The following is a 17675-nucleotide window of genomic DNA, read 5'->3' on the forward strand; positions in this document are numbered from 1 at the left end:
CCTGAGGCCTACATCGGCTTGACCGCTGGCGGGTTCCACTTGCCATTCAGCGCTTCGGCTTTCGGGCCGTACAGACGCATGGTCAGGTTGAACGGCCCTTTGGGTGCCGGTAGCCAGTTAGCCTCCAGATCCTTGCCAGGGCTTTCGTTCTGGAAGTAGAGATCCAGCGAGCCATCGGCGTTGTTCTTGAACGGCATCCAGCTACTGACCGCAAAACGATTGAGTGAGTTGGCGACCTGGAACCCTTCCGGGTCATACAGGGTGATCGACCAGAAGGCATTCACTGGCGGCGCCTCGCCCTTGTTGAAATGCAGCACGTACTTGTTTGCGCCCTCGAGCGGCTTGCCGTTGCTGTCGCCGATGTTCAACGGATAAATTGCGTCCTCGGGCAGGTTGGCACCGAGCCCCACCTGCGTAACGATGGCGCGCTTGAGGTAGTAGTTGCCGTAGACGCCCATGGTGTCAGTGTTCATCGACCAGCCATTGACCTCCCGCGCCAGGGTCGGCACTTTCCAGGTCATCAAGGCCTGCGCATCCTGGGGCACGCTTTGCAGCGCGGCCTGGATTTGCGGATCCAGCGTGTCCATGTCGAACGACTTGCCGGGTTCGATGCCGATCCGTTTGATCTGCGCCAGCATGGGCTGGTCGGTGCTGTGCGGCGGATTCACTTTCAGCAGTTCGGCAGCGTAAGTGAAGTAGTTGGCAGCCGACATGGAATCGACCTGAATCTTCGGTGGCGTTTTCATGTCCACCGCCGGGTCGACCTTCACGGTGACGGCTTCAGGCTCCTTGCCCAACCGGGACAACGGCGTAACCGTGTAACCGGCCTGGATCTTGTGCACCGCCGCGTAATCCGCCGCGCCATCAGTCTTGGTACGGCCGATGACCCAGACAAACGGGGTTGGCGCCGGCAGGTGGCTCATCCCGGCGGGCACCGTCCCGGTCCATCCCGGCGGCGTCACCAGAAATTGCCCGGCCTCAGTGCCTGTGGTGCGCCAGCCCGGCGAAGCGAATACGTCGGTCCACATATCCAGCATCGGTAACAGGTAGAAACGCCCATCGGTATCGGGCGCGGCGATCACCAGCGGTTCCTTGGTCAAGTCCAGCCAGGCAATCGAATACAACGTGTCGAAATTAGAACGCACCACCCCTCTGAAATCGGCAGGCGGGTACTGCGGCACACTCACAAACATGTTCATCGGGCCTTTACCGAACTCCTTGCCCGGCTCGATGTTGGTGAACTGCTTGCGAGTGACGTCCATGCTCAGCAGCGGGTAAAAATAGATGTAGGCATCCACGCCGATCGAGTGAGCTTCTTCGGCGGTGATTTTCGATTGCGCGTGGCTGGCCAGCGGAAAGATGGCAGTGGCTGCGACGGTCAAAGCAACGGCTGTCAACGTTTGAGGTATCAACATGTTGGCGATCGTCCATGCGAGTGGATGTCTGCCGGGATCGACAGAACAATCGGAACTCTAGACGATCAATTCCGCCAGACCAGGGAGACAGACCACCGGCAGCAACAGCACCTCAACGGTCGGAGCGCATCAACGCCTCGACGCCACCGGCCATCGACAACGTTGCCACGCGGTTTCTCCCCGAATGCTTGGCCTGATACAACGCCGCATCCGCCCGCTCGACAAACACATCCATGCTGTCACGCCCCGACGGCACGAACGAATAGCAACCAAGACTCACCGTCACATAGCCATTGGGCGAGCCGGTGTGGCTGATGTGCTTGTCGATGACGCTGCGGCGGATCTGCTCGGCAATCGTCATGGCGCCGTGGATGTCGGTGTCCGGCAGCAGCACCGCAAACTCTTCGCCACCGTAACGCACCGCCAGATCGGCCTTGCGGTGGCAGCAACTCTTCAGCGCGCGTGCCACTTCGGCCAGACAGTGATCCCCCACCACGTGGCCGTAGGTGTCGTTGTAGCGCTTGAAGTAATCGATATCGAGCATGATCAGGCTCAAAGGGCTCGCCTGCCGGGCGCCGCGCCCGAACTCGACGTCCAGCGCCCGCTCGAACAATCGGCGGTTGGCCAATCCGGTCAGGCTGTCGTGGGTGGCGATCAGCTCCAGCGCTTGCTGTGCCCTGCGCAAATCCGACTCGACCCGCTCGCCAACACGCACCTGATGCAGGAACACCCACCCGAACAACCCCACGCCCAGCAATACCAAGGCAACAATGAGACTGGAGCGAAACGCCGTGTCGTACCAGCCCGCGAGAATGGATTCCGTGGACGACGCCGCCGTGACCACCAGCGGATACGCCTCCAGCTGTCGGTAACCGTAAAGGCGTGTCACACCATCGATGATGGATGTGAACATCGCATTGCCGGAGCTGGCCAGTGGCAGGGACTTCTGGAAAATCTCGCTCTGGGCCAGCGACGTGCCGATCTGCGCCTCCACAAAAGGTCGACGCGCCAACAGCGTGCCATCGGTCAAGCCGAGAAACATCGAGCCGTTGTCGTCGAGGCTGAAGCTTTTGAAGAACTGGTCGAAGTACGACATCTTGATCCCGGCCAGCAATACGCCCTGGAAACGGCCGTTCTTGTCGTTGACCCGTTTGGAAACCGGAATGATCCACTCACCGTTATCCCGACTGCGAATGGCCGGGCCGATATGCGCCACCGACGATACGTTCTGCTGGTGATACTTGAAGTACTCGCGATCGGCGACGCCGGGCCCCCGAGGCAGATTTTCAAACGAGGTCACCACCCACTGGCCCTTCTGGTCGAACAGCAGGATGCCGTGCAACTGATCCAGCGCCAGCACGCGCCGAGCGAAGGTCTGCTGCAAGCGTGGCTGTTGGTCCGGGCCGAACCCGTCGACCTGAATCCAGTCCACCAGGCTGGTCAATACCAGGTCGGCCTTCATGAAGGTGTCTTCGGCTTGCTGCGCCATGGCCCGCGTCAGGTTCGAAGACGCCACTTGCGCCAGGCTCAGGTCGTGGCGACGGGACTGTTCCAGTTGCAGGTAGAGCAAACCGCACAGGCACAGGCACACCGTGACAATGAACAAGACCGCGGCCTTGCGCAGCGGTATGCGTTTCAATGCGATGCCAGGGGCGTGGTCCGGGTCGTTAAAGCGCGTGGGCAAAAGTTCATCCTGTCGGGGGCAAGGCATGGGCAACGCCCCAAAGCCCTCAGTCTTCGGGTGGCGTAGTTTACGGGGTTATCCAGGACAAATGGGTGGCCACTTGCCCAGCGGTATCACACCGCCCGTTGGTACTGCCCGGACACAACGTCCGCACCCTGCCTGCGCTGCAAACATGACCCAGGGCAAGCGCTAGCTGTGCGTCAACGAGCTACGATTAAACAAACCTCAATACAGGGAATCGACATGAGCAAGGCAGACGAACTCGCCGCAAAACTGAAACAGACACGGCTGACCAGCGCGGATCAGGCGATCGATGGCTGGCCGGGCCAGGTCTACGAACTGTATCAACGCATAGAGACCTGGCTACAGCCGTTGACCGAAGCGGGCCTGATCCTGCGGCGCAACCCCACCCACGTCTTCGAGAGCCACCCCGATGGCGACGCTTACGACTACGCCATCGACCAGTTGGTGATCATCGGCAACGAGCACAGCATTACCTTTGACCCGGTTGCACGCTTCACCGCCGACGGTGAGGGGCGGGTCGAGATCCACACAACAGACAACGAACTCGCCCTGTTGCGCACCGTGGACGAACACGGTGAAACACACTGGTGGCTACAAACGATCGAGCAGGCCACCGCGCAACTGGATGCGGTGGCGCTCACGGAAACCGATCTGCTTGTCGTGGTCCAGCAAGGGCTGGCGCTTTAGGGGCTAATGCCAGTCAGTTAAGCCTTTGAACACCGCAAACCTTGTGGGAGCGAGCTTGCTCGCGATGACGGTTGGACAGTCACGTAAGGGGTGCCTGACAGTCCGCCATCGCGAGCAAGCTCGCTCCCACAGGTTTCGTGTGTTAAGTGATCAGTAATACGCTCCGGCGCCCGTTTCCAGTCTTTCGCTACAGCTTGTTCTGCCCCGTCACCACCAGCGGTATCTCTGCGCGACGCAAGTCCAGAGCGGGCAATTTCGTAGGCTGACTCAAGCCCTGCAGCACCCTGGCATCGTAATCATAAATGTCGGGCTTGAACGTCACCCGCCCGTCATTGCTCAGATCCACGGTCCAGTAAGCCAACAACACCGGCACTTTCACCGGTAGCGGGATGTTCTCGGTCCTGCCATTGGCCAACTGTTTTTGAATCCCGGCGCTGTTCCAGCGCACCGGGTCGTTAAACAACAGCTCGACCAGTTGCAAGGGGTTTTCCACGCGGATGCAGCCTGAACTGGTGGCCCGGACCGTTTTGGCAAACAGCTCGCGGTGCGGCGTGTCATGCAGGTAAATCGCATAGTCGTTGGGGAAGCGGATCACCACCTGCCCCAGCGAACTGTCGGGGCCGGCATCCTGACGCAGGTGGATGCCTCGCGGGTTGCTCCAGTCGACACTCGACGGATCGAGCACATTGCCTTCGCGATCCAGCACGCGAATCCGGTTGGCCGCCAGATAACCCGGATCGTTCTGGACTTTCGGAATCACGTCCTGCTTGAGGATGGTCGGCGGCACGGTCCAGGTCGGGTTGAACGTGATGTAGGTGATTTCGGCCTGGAATACCGGCGTACTGCGCACCGGCTTGCCGACTTGCACTCGCGAACGCCAGATCGGCAGACCGTCACGGTACATCGCCACCTTGTATCCGGCGATATCGACGATCACAAACGTGCCCTGCAGTTTGTACAAAAGCCACCGGGCGCGCTCCATGTTGACCCGCACCTGATCGATCCGCGCCTCGACCGGCACGTTCAGCGCCGCCAGCGTCGCCGCCCCCGCCACGCCATCGGCCGCCAGGTATTGCTCGGCCTGATACTTCTTCACCGCGGCAATGACCTTGTCGTCGTAACCGGCTTTTTTCGACAGGTGCGCGTCCAGGTAACCGCCCGCCACCAGACGCGCACGCAATTGAGCCACCGCCACCCCGTCCATGCCGGGCTTGAGCGATTGCCCTTCAGTGACTTTCGGCCAGCCGCCCGCATCATGGACCTGGCGCAACCGGGCCAGGCCTTCACGCAAATTGCGGTAAATCTCTTCCTGAGGAGGCGCATCGGCGAATGCACGCGCAACGTCATGGGCATCGAGGGCGGCGAACAGGTTGTTCATGTCCTCGTGGGCATTGCCGCCGGCAGGATCGAAATTCCAGTGAATGTCCAGCCGCGACGGATCGACTTTACCCCGGCGCAGTTGCAGCAGCGCGGTGATGAACGTGCGGGTCGCCGCCATATCGAACATCGCCCGTTGCGCCGTGGAAGGCATGGCAGCCACCAGCGACTCATGGGCCTGAGCCAGTTCGGTGATGCGGAAATCCGCCGGATTCAGGCCGTCGATCCGGGTGGCTTCGAGGCTCTTGAGTAATTGCGCCACGTCACGATCATCCGTCCACGCGGCGCGATAGTTGCGATGCATATAGAAATCCAGCACCACCCGACTGACATCCACACGCTGATGGCGCCTGGACGTGAGCAACGGCGGAAAGGCCGATCGCAGCGGTTCCAGGGTCGCTTGAATCGCTTGGCCGACCGCGTCGTCGGGCGCCGCGGCATCGATTGTGCTGCTCGCCGCAGATACCGGCTCAATCGGCGAAACTTGCCCAAACGCTGCACCGCTGATCAGAAAGCCCATAAAAAATATGCGGCTTATGACGAATGACCTTGTTAACTGCACCATGGATAATCCTTAATCCCCCGTTTCAAACGGCTAGTTTTCCGCTCGCTGCTAGACTCGAAATTATCATGATGAGACCCGACTATGGCGCTAATCCGCTTTGGCCTTTTATTTGCCATTTTACTGACGTGCCTTTCAGTAACGTCAGCCTACGCCGATTCGCTTGAAAACGCGCTGGTCAAAGCAGCACCCGGCGCCGACGCCAAAGTGATTGCCCTGGCCGTTCGTGCCACTCAATGCAGCCGTGCCCAAGGTGTCGCCCCCGCCCAACGACTGGCGGTGATCGATTACTCCCTGCCCTCGACCGAACAACGGCTGTGGGTCTTCGACCTTAAACGGCGCAAGTTGCTGTTTCACGAACTGGTCGCCCATGGCCGCAACAGCGGTGAAAACATGGCCACGCTGTTCTCCAACCGCAACGAAAGCCACGCCACCAGCATCGGTCTGTTCCGCACCCAGCAAAGCTACCTCGGCCAGAACGGCTACTCGTTGCGCATGGAAGGCCTGGAGCCCGGCTTCAACGATAACGCCTTTGACCGGGCCATCGTCATTCACGGCGCGCCCTATGTCAGCCCGGTGCTGGCCCGCGCCAATGGCCGCATCGGCCGTAGCCTGGGTTGCCCGGCCGTCAGACCGGCGATTGCCCATCGGCTGATTGATTCGATGAAGGACGGGCAATTGTTGTTTTCCTACTACCCGGACCAACGCTGGCTGAAGTCGTCTTCCTACATCAACTGCAGCGGCGACACGGTGGCCTCAAGGGAAAAGTCCACTTCACGCCGGTAAGCGACGCCCAACCTGTCAAAACTGTAATCTTCGCCTCAGCCAGCTGAAAGGCACCGCCTGCTAGCCTCATCAACAAGTTCAACAGGCTGACGGGCGGAACAGACGGCATGCACTCCCACACTTCAAGACGCACCTTCGTCAAAGGCCTGGCCATCGGCGGGCTCTTCGGCGGCCTCGGGTTATGGCGCACACCGGCCTGGGCAATCAGCAGTCCCGGCGAACCGCAGGTGTTGGCCGGTAATGAATTCAACCTGTTCATCGGCGAATCCCCGGTCAACTTCAGCGGCAACCCACGCACCGCGATGACCATCAACGGCGGCATCCCCGGCCCGCTCCTGCGCTGGCGTGAAGGCGATACGGTGACGCTGCGGGTGCGCAACAGACTCAAGGACAGCACGTCCATTCACTGGCACGGCATCTTGCTGCCGGCCAACATGGACGGCGTGCCGGGGCTGAGCTTCAAGGGCATCGAGCCCGGCGGCATGTACGTCTACCAGTTCACGGTGCGCCAGAACGGCACCTACTGGTATCACAGCCATTCGGGGTTTCAGGAACAATCCGGCGTCTACGGCCCGCTGGTGATCGACGCCAAAGATCCGGAGCCGTTCCAGTACGACCGCGACTACGTGGTGATGCTCAGCGACTGGACCGACGAAGACCCGGTCGGCCTGATGAAGACGCTGAAAAAACAGTCCGATTACTACAACTTCAACAAACGCACCGTGGGCGATTTCATCCACGACGTCAGCGAAAAAGGCTGGGGGCCGACCGTCGCCGACCGCAAAATGTGGGCCGAGATGAAGATGAACCCCACCGATTTGGCGGACGTCGGCGGCGCCACTTACACCTACCTGTTGAACGGCCAGGCACCGGATTCGAACTGGACCGGGGTGTTCCGCCCCGGGGAAAAGCTGCGGCTGCGCTTCATCAACGGCTCGGCCATGACCTACTTCGACGTGCGCATCCCCGGCCTGAAAATGACTGTGGTCGCCGCCGATGGCCTGTACGTCAAACCCGTGAGCGTCGACGAGTTTCGCATCGCCGTGGCGGAAACCTTCGACGTTATCGTCGAACCGACTGAAGCGGCCTACACCCTGTTCGCCCAGGCGATGGATCGCACCGGATACGCACGGGGCACCCTGGCGGTGAAGACAGGACTGGTTGCGCCGCTGCCGCCACTGGACCCGCGCCCCCTGGTGACCATGGATGACATGGGCATGGGCGGCATGGACCACGGCAGCATGGCGGGCATGGATCACAGCAACATGGCCATGGGCGATATGCCCGGCATGCAGTCCCACCCGGCCTCGGAAACCGACAACCCGCTGGTGGACATGCAAGCCATGTCCACCTCACCGAAACTCGACGACCCCGGCATGGGCCTGCGCAACAACGGGCGCCGCGTACTCACCTACTCCGACCTGCGCAGCACCTTCGAAGACCCGGACGGCCGCGAGCCTGGCCGCAGCATTGAGCTGCACCTGACCGGCCACATGGAAAAATTCGCCTGGTCGTTCAACGGCGTGAAGTTCTCTGATGCAGAGCCGTTGCGCCTCAAGTACGGCGAGCGGCTGCGGATCGTTCTGGTCAACGACACGATGATGATGCACCCCATCCACCTGCATGGCATGTGGAGCGACCTCGAAGACGAGAACGGCCAGTTCATGGTGCGCAAACACACCATCGACATGCCACCGGGCTCCCGGCGCAGCTATCGGGTCACGGCCGATGCGCTCGGCCGCTGGGCCTATCACTGCCATCTCCTGTACCACATGGAAATGGGCATGTTCCGTGAAGTTCGCGTGGAAGAATGAGGTGCGCCCCATGATTCGATTCACCCCGGTTTTTTTCGCACTCGTGACCTCGACGGCAATGGCCGCCAGCGATGACATGCAAGGCATGGATCACAGCCAGATGGACCACGGCCAGATGCAAGGCATGGATCATAGCCAGATGAACCACGGCCAGATGCAAGGCATGGACGAGGGCCAGATGCAGCCCGCCGCCCCCAGCGAAAGTCGCACGCCGATCCCGGTGCTGACCGATGCCGATCGCGCTGCGGTGTATGCCGATCCCGCCGGCCACCACGTACATGACAGCACGCTCAACTCCTTTTTCCTCGCCGACAAACTGGAATGGCAGGACGCCGATGACGGCAGCACCCTGGCCTGGGACTTGTCCGGTTGGGTCGGCGGTGACATTGATCGCCTGTGGCTGCGCTCCGAAGGCGAGCGCACCAACGGCGTGACCGAGGACGCGGAAATCCAGGCCCTGTGGGGCCACGCCATATCCCCGTGGTGGGACGTCGTCAGCGGCGTGCGCCAGGACTTCAAACCCGGTGCCCCACAAACCTGGGCCGCGTTCGGCGTGCAAGGCATGGCGCTGTACAACTTCGAGGCCGAAGCCACGGCCTTCATCGGCGAAGGCGGTCAGAGCGCCGTGCGGCTGGAGGGCGACTACGACATCCTGCTGACCAATCGGCTGATCCTGCAGCCGACCGTCGAGCTCAACGCCTACGGCAAAAACGATCCGCAACGGGGCATCGGCGCGGGGCTATCCAACACCGAGGCTGGCTTGCGCCTGCGCTACGAAATCCGCCGGGAATTCGCGCCCTACCTCGGCGTGACCTGGAACCGCACCTACGGCAACACCGCCGACTATGCCAACGACGAAGGCGAGGACCGCAGCGAAACCCGCCTCGTGCTCGGTGTTCGGATGTGGTTCTGAACAGACTCACCCAAAACCAACAACAACCGCTTCGAGCGGTAAAGGACCTTGCATGCGCATCTTCAAACCCACCGCTATCGCAGTCGCGTTGCTCAGCGGCCTGCTTGTTAGCACCCTCGCTCAAGCGCACCCCAAACTACTCTCTTCCACCCCGGCGGAAGGCGTAGAAGGTGCATCACCCGACAAGATCGAACTGCACTTCTCCGAAAACCTCGTCACCCAGTTTTCCGGTGCAAAACTGTTGATGACCGAAATGGCCGGCATGGCCCACGCCCCGATGCCGGTCAAGGCCAAAATCAGCGGCGGCAGCGATCCGAAGACCATGTTCATCATCCCGGCAGCGCCCCTGGCTGCCGGCACCTACAAGGTCGAATGGCGCGCGGTGTCGTCGGACACCCACCCGATCACCGGTAACGTCACCTTCAAAGTGAAATGATCGATGAGCGACTCGGCCAACGTCGTGCTGCGGTTTGTGTTGTATGTGGATTTGATGTTGTTGTTTGGCGTAGCGCTGTTCGGGCTATACAGCTTAAAGGGACAGGAACGGCTATCCGGGACAGTCTTGCCCTTTCGCCGGCTATTGACGGGAACAGCCGGGCTCGGCGCGCTGCTGTCCATCGCCGGCATGGTGCTGATGGTCCGCGTCATGAGCGGTGAATCAGACGTTACCGAGTTGCGCCCTCACCTCGAAATGATGCTGTTCGAGACAGACGTCGGGTTGGCCTGGGCCGTGCGGATGATTGCATTAGCGGTCGCGGGTTTGGCGTTGATGCTCAACCCACGCGCCCCCGGCATCAGCCTGGTGATCGCCGCCACGGCCGGCGGCATCGCCCTCGCCAGTCTGGCCTGGAGCGGGCATGGCGCCATGGACGAAGGCAGTCGCCGTTACTGGCATTTCGCTACGGACATCCTGCACCTGTTGGTGGCGGGTGTCTGGCTCGGCGCGTTGCTGGCGTTTGCGTTGATGGCGCAACCCCGGGCCCTGCAAACCGAAGCGCACATACGGTTGCTGGCTCACGCAGTCAGGCGATTTGAGCTTGTCGGTGCGCTGGTCGTTGTGATCATTACCGTGACGGGCGTGGTGAACTACCTCTTCATTGTCGGGCCGAAACTCGATGAGGTTTTACTCAGCCACTACGGAGTTTTGCTGGCGATCAAAGTACTGCTGTTTGCCGGGATGCTGGTGTTGGCGGCGCTGAACCGCTTTTATCTTGGCCCCTTGCTGGAGCGGTCGTTGCGAGAGGGCCAGTATCGCGTGGCAGCCCATGCACTTCGGCGTAGTGTGTTGGTGGAAATGGCCGCGGCGATATTGATTGTGGGGTTGGTGGCGTGGCTGGGTACGTTGAGCCCGGAAGTGGAATGAGTCATCTTCAGGGGCGTTGATTTTTCACTCCGGTGAAAGTTTCACTACACTCCCCTTTCAAAACCACTCCAGCACAAAAGCCCGATAACAATGACGAAAATCAAAAGAGCAATGATGCTCGGCGGCTTGCTCGCACTCTCCCTTGGCGCCCAGGCAGAACCTTCGCATCTGGACAGCGTCATGCAACAGGGACAGCTGCGCGTCTGTACCACCGGCGACTACAAGCCCTACACCCTCAAAGCCGAGGACGGCGAATACTCCGGCATCGACATCGCCATGGCCCGAGCCCTGGCCGACAGCCTTGGCGTCAAGGTCGAGTGGGTGCCCACCACCTGGAAAACCCTGATGCCCGACATGCTCGCCGGCAAGTGCGACATCGCCATGGGCGGCATCTCGGTCACCCTGGAACGGCAGAAAAAAGCCTTCTTCAGCAGCATCCTGGACGTCGACGGCAAAATCCCGCTGGTGCGCTGCGAAGACCAGGCGCTGTACCAGACCGTCGAACAGATCAATCAGCCAACGGTTCGCCTGGTCGAACCCGCCGGCGGTACCAACGAAGCCTTCGTCCACGCCTTCCTGCCCAAGGCGCAATTGAAGTTGCACGACAACGTGACCATCTTTCAAGAACTGCTGGATAAAAAAGCCGACGTGATGATCACCGACGCATCCGAGGCGCTGTATCAGCAGAAGCTCAAGCCGGGCCTGTGCGCGGTCAACCCCACGCACTACATGCAATACGGCGAAAAAGCCTACCTGCTGCCCCGCGACGACATCACCTGGAAGCTGTACGTCGATCAGTGGCTGCACCTGGCCAAGGTGACAGGCAACTACCAGAAGATTCTGCGCCAATGGCTGGCGGTACCTGACGCCAAGTAACGGATCGTTTTTAATCGCACAAAAAAGGGCGCCCCCAAAGGAGCGCCCTTCTTCATTGCGGAGCGCGTATCAATCGTCGTGCAGCAAACCTGAGCCGTATTCGCCGAAGCTATTGCCGAGCGCACTGCCATGGAAATTCATCTTGTCGGGATTGCTGCTGGTCGGCCCCGGGCCAAACCCGGCCGACTGCACCGAGTCGGCCGAATAATCACGATGGGCGCTCACACCCGAACAGGCGCTCAACAACAAAGCACCGGCAAGCAGCGAGACTTTGACGAGGGTTGCGATCATTTTTTGATTCCTGTGGGTTGAAGCGCGGGGCATGGCGTTTGGCGGTCATCCTATGCCTCGTCTGTGCCGGGCAACATGAAACTTTGGGGGGTGACAGCGTAGGTTCAGGAACCGTGCGCACCTGGCGATCTCTCACATCCACTACTTTGCGGATCGACATTGTCCAAGGCCCGATTCACCAACAACTCCCCCACCACCGCCAGTTGCTGAATCGACAGCGCCAGACTGCGTGTTGAACCTTCGAGCTTGCAAGCCAGGTCAGTGGTCAAGACGTTCAACGATGCGAGGGTTTCACAGGCGTGACAGAGGAGCGTTTCAGTGTCGACGTTGGGCAGAATGGTGAACACATGGCAGACGGGATCAGCGTGATTCGGATTTCGTAGACGTTTGCTGACAACCCGCTGAGAGTCAGCGGAGAGTTGACCAAGATCGAGAGAATCGGAAGGCGTTGCGGTTTCCGGAGGATCAGGCGTGATCTTTTTCATCATTTTCGTTCCTAGAATTAACCAAAGGAACTGCCAGCATCACTTCCACATGATGGGGTGGCAGCTGTGCACGGGTGTGGAAGACCGGGGATCTAGGAACCCAGCGCACCCGAAAGTGCCCCGCGCACAGCCGCCATAATTTAACAGCAGACATGAAAAAAGCGCCTGCTTAAATTTAGGTGGCGCCTGTGCGCCTAGATCTTGTGAAGGGCTTCCACACCCTTGTCGCTGAATTTGCAGCGACGGAGGGAGGTTAAACGGGTGATCAGAGGTAGGGCAATATGGGCAATGTGGACGCGATTTGAGGGAAATCTCCTACTTTTTCGTGATGTTATCAACGCAATACCCAGCACCTACTAAATCGCCCTGAGGCATGCCCAAACCCCACAAGCCCCATTCCTGATAAACTCCTCCACCTCCCAGCCTCACCGATTCCAGATCCCCCATGTCCGTAACCACCGCCACACCCGCCCCGCTCTCCCGTCGTTTCTCCGTCGCGCCGATGATGGATTGGACAGACCGCCACTGCCGCTTCTTCCTGCGCCTGCTGTCGAAAAACGCCCTGCTCTACACCGAAATGGTCACCACTGGCGCGCTTCTCAACGGCGACCACGAACGCTTCCTGCGTCACAACGAAGCCGAACACCCGCTCGCCCTGCAACTCGGCGGCAGTGTTCCACTGGACCTGGCCGCGTGCGCGCGCATGGCGCAGGAGCATGGTTATGATGAGGTGAACCTGAATGTCGGCTGCCCGAGTGATCGGGTGCAGAACAATATGATCGGCGCGTGCCTGATGGGACATCCGCAGTTGGTGGCCGATTGTGTGAAGGCGATGCGTGATGCGGTGTCGATTCCGGTGACGGTCAAGCACCGTATCGGGATCAATGGCCGGGACAGTTACGAGGAGCTGTGTGATTTCGTCGGCACGGTGCGGGATGCCGGGTGCACCAGTTTTACCGTGCATGCGCGGATCGCGATTCTGGAGGGATTGTCGCCGAAGGAGAACCGTGACATCCCGCCCCTGCGTTATGACGTGGCAGCGCGGTTGAAGGCGGATTTTCCTGAGCTGGAGATTATCCTCAACGGCGGGATCAAGACGCTGGAGGCTTGCCACGAACATTTGCAGACGTTTGACGGCGTGATGTTGGGCCGCGAGGCGTATCACAACCCTTATGTGATGGCCGAGGTGGACCAGCAGCTGTTCGGCAGCGCGGCGCCGGTGATCAGCCGGGCTGATGCGCTGGCGCAGTTGCGTCCTTATATAGCGGCGCACATCGCGGCAGGTGGTTCGATGCACCACATCACTCGCCATGTGCTTGGACTGGGCACCGGGTTCCCGGGAGCACGCAAGTTTCGGCAGTTATTGTCGGTGGATATTCACAAGGCCAAAGAGCCTTTGGCGTTGCTGGATCAAGCGGCGGAGTTGCTTGAGGGGCGTTAACGGTTAGCCCCTGCGACCAGGCTGCATGTCCTGCAGCCTGGTGCAAGTGTCAGAGCGCTGCAGCCTCGGTCCAGTCAACCCAACCGAATACCCACGTTGCCAGAATCAGCAAACCGAATCCGATCCGGTACCAGGCGAACACGGCGTAACTGTGGCTGGCGATGAACTTGAGCAAACCACGCACGGCGATCATGGCGAAAAAGAACGCCGTCACGAAACCCAGCGCAAATACCGGCAGGTCGCCAGCCTGAAACAGATCCCGATACTTATAGCCTGAATACACGGCGGCACCGACCATGGTCGGCATCGCCAGAAAGAACGAAAACTCCGTAGCCGCCTTACGCGACAGGCCAAACAGCAACCCACCGATAATCGTCGATCCGGAGCGCGAGGTGCCCGGAATCATCGCCAGGCATTGCGCGAAACCGACCTTGAGGGCGTCGGCCCAGCGCATATCGTCAACATGCTCGACAGACACCACATGTTCCCGCTGCTCGGCCCACAACATGATGATGCCACCCACCACTAATGCCACTGCTACAGTGATTGGATTAAACAGATACTCATGGATCTTATCGGCGAATAACACCCCCAGGACCACTGCCGGAAGAAAGCCGATTAATAGATTCAAGGTGAAACGTTGTGCATTGCGTTGAGTCGGTAAGCCGGTAACGATCTCGAGAATCTTGCGACGGAACTCCCAGACAACTGCCAGGATCGCGCCCAATTGAATGATGATGTTAAAAGCCATTGCTCGCTCGCCGCCGAAGCTGAGCAAGTCCGCGACAACAATCTGGTGCCCTGTACTTGATATCGGCAAAAACTCCGTCAGACCTTCGACCATCCCTAAAACCAACACTGATATGGTTGTCCAAAGATCCATTAATTCCTCCCTCAACGACAAATACCCATGCGTCGACTTCGCTCTGATTCAACGCCAACACGAAAGTAAAGCGCATTAGACAAACTAATAAAACTCAATGTTATGAAATGTCCATGGTCAACACCACCAACATGAACGTTATATAACGGTTAATATTGGATAGCTCCGAGCCAAACAAGAGCAATCACTCGCACTTGAATCAACAAAGCCCTACTGCCTCATGGCACCCAATGAAAAAAATCAAGCCGCGGGAACTTTAGCGGCATCCACGGTCGTATTGATGCGAAAAACAGGGACATCGGGACAAAAGATGGCACAATGATATGACCTGTCAGCCCGCGAGATTCCAATAGGCCATCAGGCCTCTTGAGCCATTGGTAAGCAAACGATCACGTGAGAATCACCAGCAACGTTAAAAAAAGGTAGCGACCGCTTGAAAAACGAGTGAAATGTTACCAATTGTCAGTCACAACCGAGAATGGGTGCTTTAACATTCAAATGCCAGCACCCAGCCGAGTCAAAGCATGATGCTTACAGGGAAAATAACGACTACAGACCACAGCTACGCGAAGGAGGAGAAAGGTATTCTCACCGTTGGGCGAACCCACACGCTAGCTGAGGGCTTTAGGGAATTAGTCGCAAGCCACGTAGGCAAGGATATTGCCGTTGATGCAATGTGCTATAGCAACTCATTCAAAAGAAACAAGAATACTGATTCATACCGTGCAATTTTTATCGTAATCGACAGCCCTCAAGCATTTGTTGAAAGCCTCACCACGGTAGAAAATATTCGCGCCGAAAATCTGGCGTCAATAATTTTCGTAGCCATCACCGGTAGAGGCACCTACAACAAGATGAAGTATTACTTTGCCGGGGCCGACTACTGTATTAATTGCGATACTTTTGCAGACAAAAAATGTGACGTACTGTCCGAATTTTTTAACAGTCCAGAATGGCAAAAAAAGCATAATCTGCTTTTGGACCCTACTCGCATGTGCCTGATTGGCGAGTATAAAAAACTGGATGTATCGTTTGCAGAAATGAAAATTCTTGAGGCTTTTTCTCAGACCAAAAACCAAATATTGAGCCATGATGAAATCGCCAGGATCATGGGGCTGAATATAAATTTTTATGACCCAAGAGCCTTGGAAAAGTCGATCAGTCGCCTTCGCGGCAAAATAAAAGGCATGTATGGAACCAACGCCATTCAAAGTATCCGTGGGCATGGATATCGTTTAATCAGGGGTCTGATCTCGACAACCTGATTCTTAATGTAAAAGGGAGTTTCTGTTTTATGAACGCAACAGGGAGCGTGCGATTCTACGATCACGCAGAGCATTACCTGTCTCGACAATTGATCCTCACTCGGGATGACTGCCCGTTTGCCAGCGAGATCAGAATACATTTTGACGATTCTGCTTCCGCGCCCTGCGCGCCAGAGGCGTATCAGATGAGTGGGATCTACAGTGAAGTACTGATGCAAACCAGGCTGATTGCGTTCTCACTAAAAGATCGCGACACCACTAACGGGAGCAAGTACTTAAGCCGTAGTTTTGTTTGCGTAAAACAGTCGGACCTCGCCAACTCTGCGCTCACGGAAGAGTTGATACAGTCCGGCGCTGCTCTGCGCGAATTTGGCCAGACACTGGTTATCGCGCTCAATGAACTACCCCTCTCGGCAGTCAGCTTCGCAGAAAAAAAGAAAATCCTTCATAACGTGTATCTATTGAAAGATCACGGCATAGAAATCGCGCTCGACGATTACAACATCGATGATGAAAGTATCGAAATCTTTACAACCCTGAATCTATTCGACTATATAAAGATTTCCACTTCCTCTCTAGACTTGAGTCTCAAGCTCAGCGGCAATCCAGAATTATTCAATCGCCTCCACGAACGCATGACCATGCTCACTCACAACACAAAAGTCTCCTTTATAGCGGACAGAGTCGAGCATGCTGCCAGCCATATACTGGCACGTGCGCTGCCCTTTGATTACTTCCAAGGGAGCCATTACTCCCCCGCCGACAACCTTTAAATCAACACCCAGATGTGCAAATCAGGAGAGAGCCATGGATAGCAGCACAAACCTCCCTAGAAAATACTTTGTCGTGGTTACTCACAACCCCGCACTACAACTAGAGCTTGAGGCATTACTGACCAGCAAGCGATATAACAGTTACGGCACGTCACAGGCAAAGATGTTTTATGAAGGCGTTGCCCCACCCACTTCTGCCCCCAAGCTTATGGAATTTATTTCCCCGCAGGTAGCCAAGATGGTTCCTCCGGTTATCAAGCATGATACCCAGCGCATCCTTTCGACGTTCAAGTCCGAATGGCAAGCAGTCCAATCCGTAACGAAATTTACTCACTTCACATCAACTGCGGACAACGCCAGAGATGACACCAGGGAATGCGTCTCCCAGGCGTCCAAACCGCACGCTCCACTGACTGAAACCTGGCGACTGAGCGATGCCAACGGCGCGCTGACCAAAGATGGCGTGGAGATTGCCTTGACTGGCCTGGAGGCCACGCTGCTGAAAAAAATGCTGCACCATGAAGATCGCGTGGTCAGCAAGGACGATCTTATCCGCAGCATCGGCAGAGAACCTGAACACTATCGGGGTCTCGAAATGTGCCTGAGCCGACTACAGGAAAAGTTTAAAAACGCCAGCAACGGCGAACGTCTTTTCCGTGCAGTAAGGAATCGTGGGTACTGCCTGATACAAAAAATCGTGCGCGTAAAAAAATCAGCCTGAACCATTCAGGCGTTCGCCCTGGCAGTGCAATACAACAATAAAAAAGCACGCCAATTTATCTCCCCCCCTCTCCACCCGCCCCCCTTCTAAAAAGCCGTGTTAATAAAGTTGAATCCAGACTATTTCTAACGCCACTCTCGCCCAGATATATCAACCATATACACCGCCCTCTCGTTAAAAGTCGTCAGACAGTGCTCCCCCTAATAACTTAATCTATCCATTGATGACGGCGCCGCCCTCTTGGCGTTTCGATCATCAATGCTCCGCCATCTAATATGAACAATAACTCTTATTTCATTAATTTTGGCTTTTGTC

Annotated in this window: 17 protein-coding genes; 11 read left to right on the forward strand and 6 right to left on the reverse strand. The window is 57.8% G+C overall.

Annotation, left to right across the window (positions count from 1 at the left end; translation table 11 throughout):
• Positions 1-8: 8 nt before the first annotated feature.
• Both AC1RP7_RS17270 and AC1RP7_RS17275 read right to left on the reverse strand, forming a co-directional pair.
• On the reverse strand, positions 9-1415 hold the full coding sequence (locus tag AC1RP7_RS17270) for a DUF1254 domain-containing protein (RefSeq protein WP_493181855.1): 1407 nt from the start codon (positions 1413-1415) through the stop codon (positions 9-11).
• Positions 1416-1527: 112 nt separating this feature from the next.
• The gene (locus AC1RP7_RS17275) at positions 1528-3099 is read right to left on the reverse strand and encodes a sensor domain-containing diguanylate cyclase (protein WP_493183995.1); all 1572 of its coding nucleotides are present in this window, start codon (positions 3097-3099) and stop codon (positions 1528-1530) included.
• 243 nt (positions 3100-3342) lie between these two features.
• On the opposite strand from AC1RP7_RS17275, the gene AC1RP7_RS17280 reads away from it, so the two are divergent.
• On the forward strand, positions 3343-3810 hold the full coding sequence (locus AC1RP7_RS17280; protein WP_493181851.1) for a hypothetical protein: 468 nt from the start codon (positions 3343-3345) through the stop codon (positions 3808-3810).
• Positions 3811-3997: 187 nt separating this feature from the next.
• Here AC1RP7_RS17280 and AC1RP7_RS17285 read toward each other — a convergent pair whose 3' ends face one another.
• Complete coding sequence (locus AC1RP7_RS17285; RefSeq protein ID WP_493181850.1) at positions 3998-5752, reverse strand: L,D-transpeptidase family protein; 1755 nt, start codon at positions 5750-5752, stop codon at positions 3998-4000.
• A gap of 81 nt (positions 5753-5833) precedes the next feature.
• Here AC1RP7_RS17285 and AC1RP7_RS17290 point away from each other — a divergent pair, with 81 nt between their 5' ends.
• The 6 genes from AC1RP7_RS17290 to AC1RP7_RS17315 all read left to right on the forward strand — a co-directional run bounded on the left by AC1RP7_RS17290 (position 5834) and on the right by AC1RP7_RS17315 (position 11501).
• On the forward strand, positions 5834-6535 hold the full coding sequence (locus AC1RP7_RS17290; protein WP_057715601.1) for a murein L,D-transpeptidase catalytic domain family protein: 702 nt from the start codon (positions 5834-5836) through the stop codon (positions 6533-6535).
• 107 nt (positions 6536-6642) lie between these two features.
• Positions 6643-8349 (forward strand): copper resistance system multicopper oxidase, encoded by a 1707-nt coding sequence (locus AC1RP7_RS17295; RefSeq protein ID WP_493181848.1) that lies wholly within the window; start codon positions 6643-6645, stop codon positions 8347-8349.
• A 10-nt stretch (positions 8350-8359) separates the two neighbouring features.
• A complete protein-coding gene (locus AC1RP7_RS17300) occupies positions 8360-9262 on the forward strand; it encodes a copper resistance protein B (protein ID WP_154860626.1) in 903 nt (300 codons plus the stop codon).
• 52 nt (positions 9263-9314) lie between these two features.
• Complete coding sequence (gene copC, locus AC1RP7_RS17305) at positions 9315-9698, forward strand: copper homeostasis periplasmic binding protein CopC (RefSeq protein WP_493181845.1); 384 nt, start codon at positions 9315-9317, stop codon at positions 9696-9698.
• 3 nt (positions 9699-9701) lie between these two features.
• Complete coding sequence (copD, locus tag AC1RP7_RS17310; protein WP_493181844.1) at positions 9702-10625, forward strand: copper homeostasis membrane protein CopD; 924 nt, start codon at positions 9702-9704, stop codon at positions 10623-10625.
• A 90-nt stretch (positions 10626-10715) separates the two neighbouring features.
• Positions 10716-11501: a transporter substrate-binding domain-containing protein gene (locus AC1RP7_RS17315; protein ID WP_429521230.1), complete on the forward strand. Its 786-nt coding sequence runs from the start codon at positions 10716-10718 to the stop codon at positions 11499-11501.
• A gap of 69 nt (positions 11502-11570) precedes the next feature.
• On the opposite strand, the gene AC1RP7_RS17320 is transcribed toward AC1RP7_RS17315, so the two are convergent.
• Together AC1RP7_RS17320 and AC1RP7_RS17325 are read right to left on the reverse strand one after the other, a co-directional pair.
• Positions 11571-11792, reverse strand: a complete 222-nt coding sequence (locus AC1RP7_RS17320) for a hypothetical protein (RefSeq protein ID WP_429521231.1) — start codon at positions 11790-11792, stop codon at positions 11571-11573.
• A gap of 104 nt (positions 11793-11896) precedes the next feature.
• On the reverse strand, positions 11897-12277 hold the full coding sequence (locus AC1RP7_RS17325; RefSeq protein ID WP_223473493.1) for a DUF6124 family protein: 381 nt from the start codon (positions 12275-12277) through the stop codon (positions 11897-11899).
• Positions 12278-12722: 445 nt separating this feature from the next.
• Here AC1RP7_RS17325 and dusA point away from each other — a divergent pair, with 445 nt between their 5' ends.
• The gene (gene dusA / locus AC1RP7_RS17330) at positions 12723-13718 is read left to right on the forward strand and encodes a tRNA dihydrouridine(20/20a) synthase DusA (protein WP_090454169.1); all 996 of its coding nucleotides are present in this window, start codon (positions 12723-12725) and stop codon (positions 13716-13718) included.
• A 49-nt stretch (positions 13719-13767) separates the two neighbouring features.
• Here the strand turns inward: dusA and AC1RP7_RS17335 are convergent, their stop codons facing one another.
• Positions 13768-14601 carry an undecaprenyl-diphosphate phosphatase gene (locus tag AC1RP7_RS17335; RefSeq protein ID WP_057715616.1) on the reverse strand — a complete coding sequence of 278 codons (834 nt, stop codon included), beginning with the start codon at positions 14599-14601 and terminating at the stop codon, positions 13768-13770.
• Between the two features lie 524 nt (positions 14602-15125).
• Here AC1RP7_RS17335 and AC1RP7_RS17340 point away from each other — a divergent pair.
• The 3 genes from AC1RP7_RS17340 to AC1RP7_RS17350 are packed head-to-tail and all read left to right on the forward strand — an operon-like array spanning position 15126 to position 17360.
• Positions 15126-15866: a winged helix-turn-helix domain-containing protein gene (locus AC1RP7_RS17340; protein ID WP_167362854.1), complete on the forward strand. Its 741-nt coding sequence runs from the start codon at positions 15126-15128 to the stop codon at positions 15864-15866.
• Positions 15867-15895: 29 nt separating this feature from the next.
• On the forward strand, positions 15896-16639 hold the full coding sequence (locus tag AC1RP7_RS17345) for an EAL domain-containing protein (protein ID WP_057715618.1): 744 nt from the start codon (positions 15896-15898) through the stop codon (positions 16637-16639).
• Between the two features lie 34 nt (positions 16640-16673).
• A complete protein-coding gene (locus AC1RP7_RS17350; RefSeq protein WP_493181841.1) occupies positions 16674-17360 on the forward strand; it encodes a winged helix-turn-helix domain-containing protein in 687 nt (228 codons plus the stop codon).
• The last annotated feature ends 315 nt before the right edge of the window (positions 17361-17675 follow it).

This window comes from Pseudomonas sp. GW822-FHT01E03 (genome assembly GCF_058802985.1).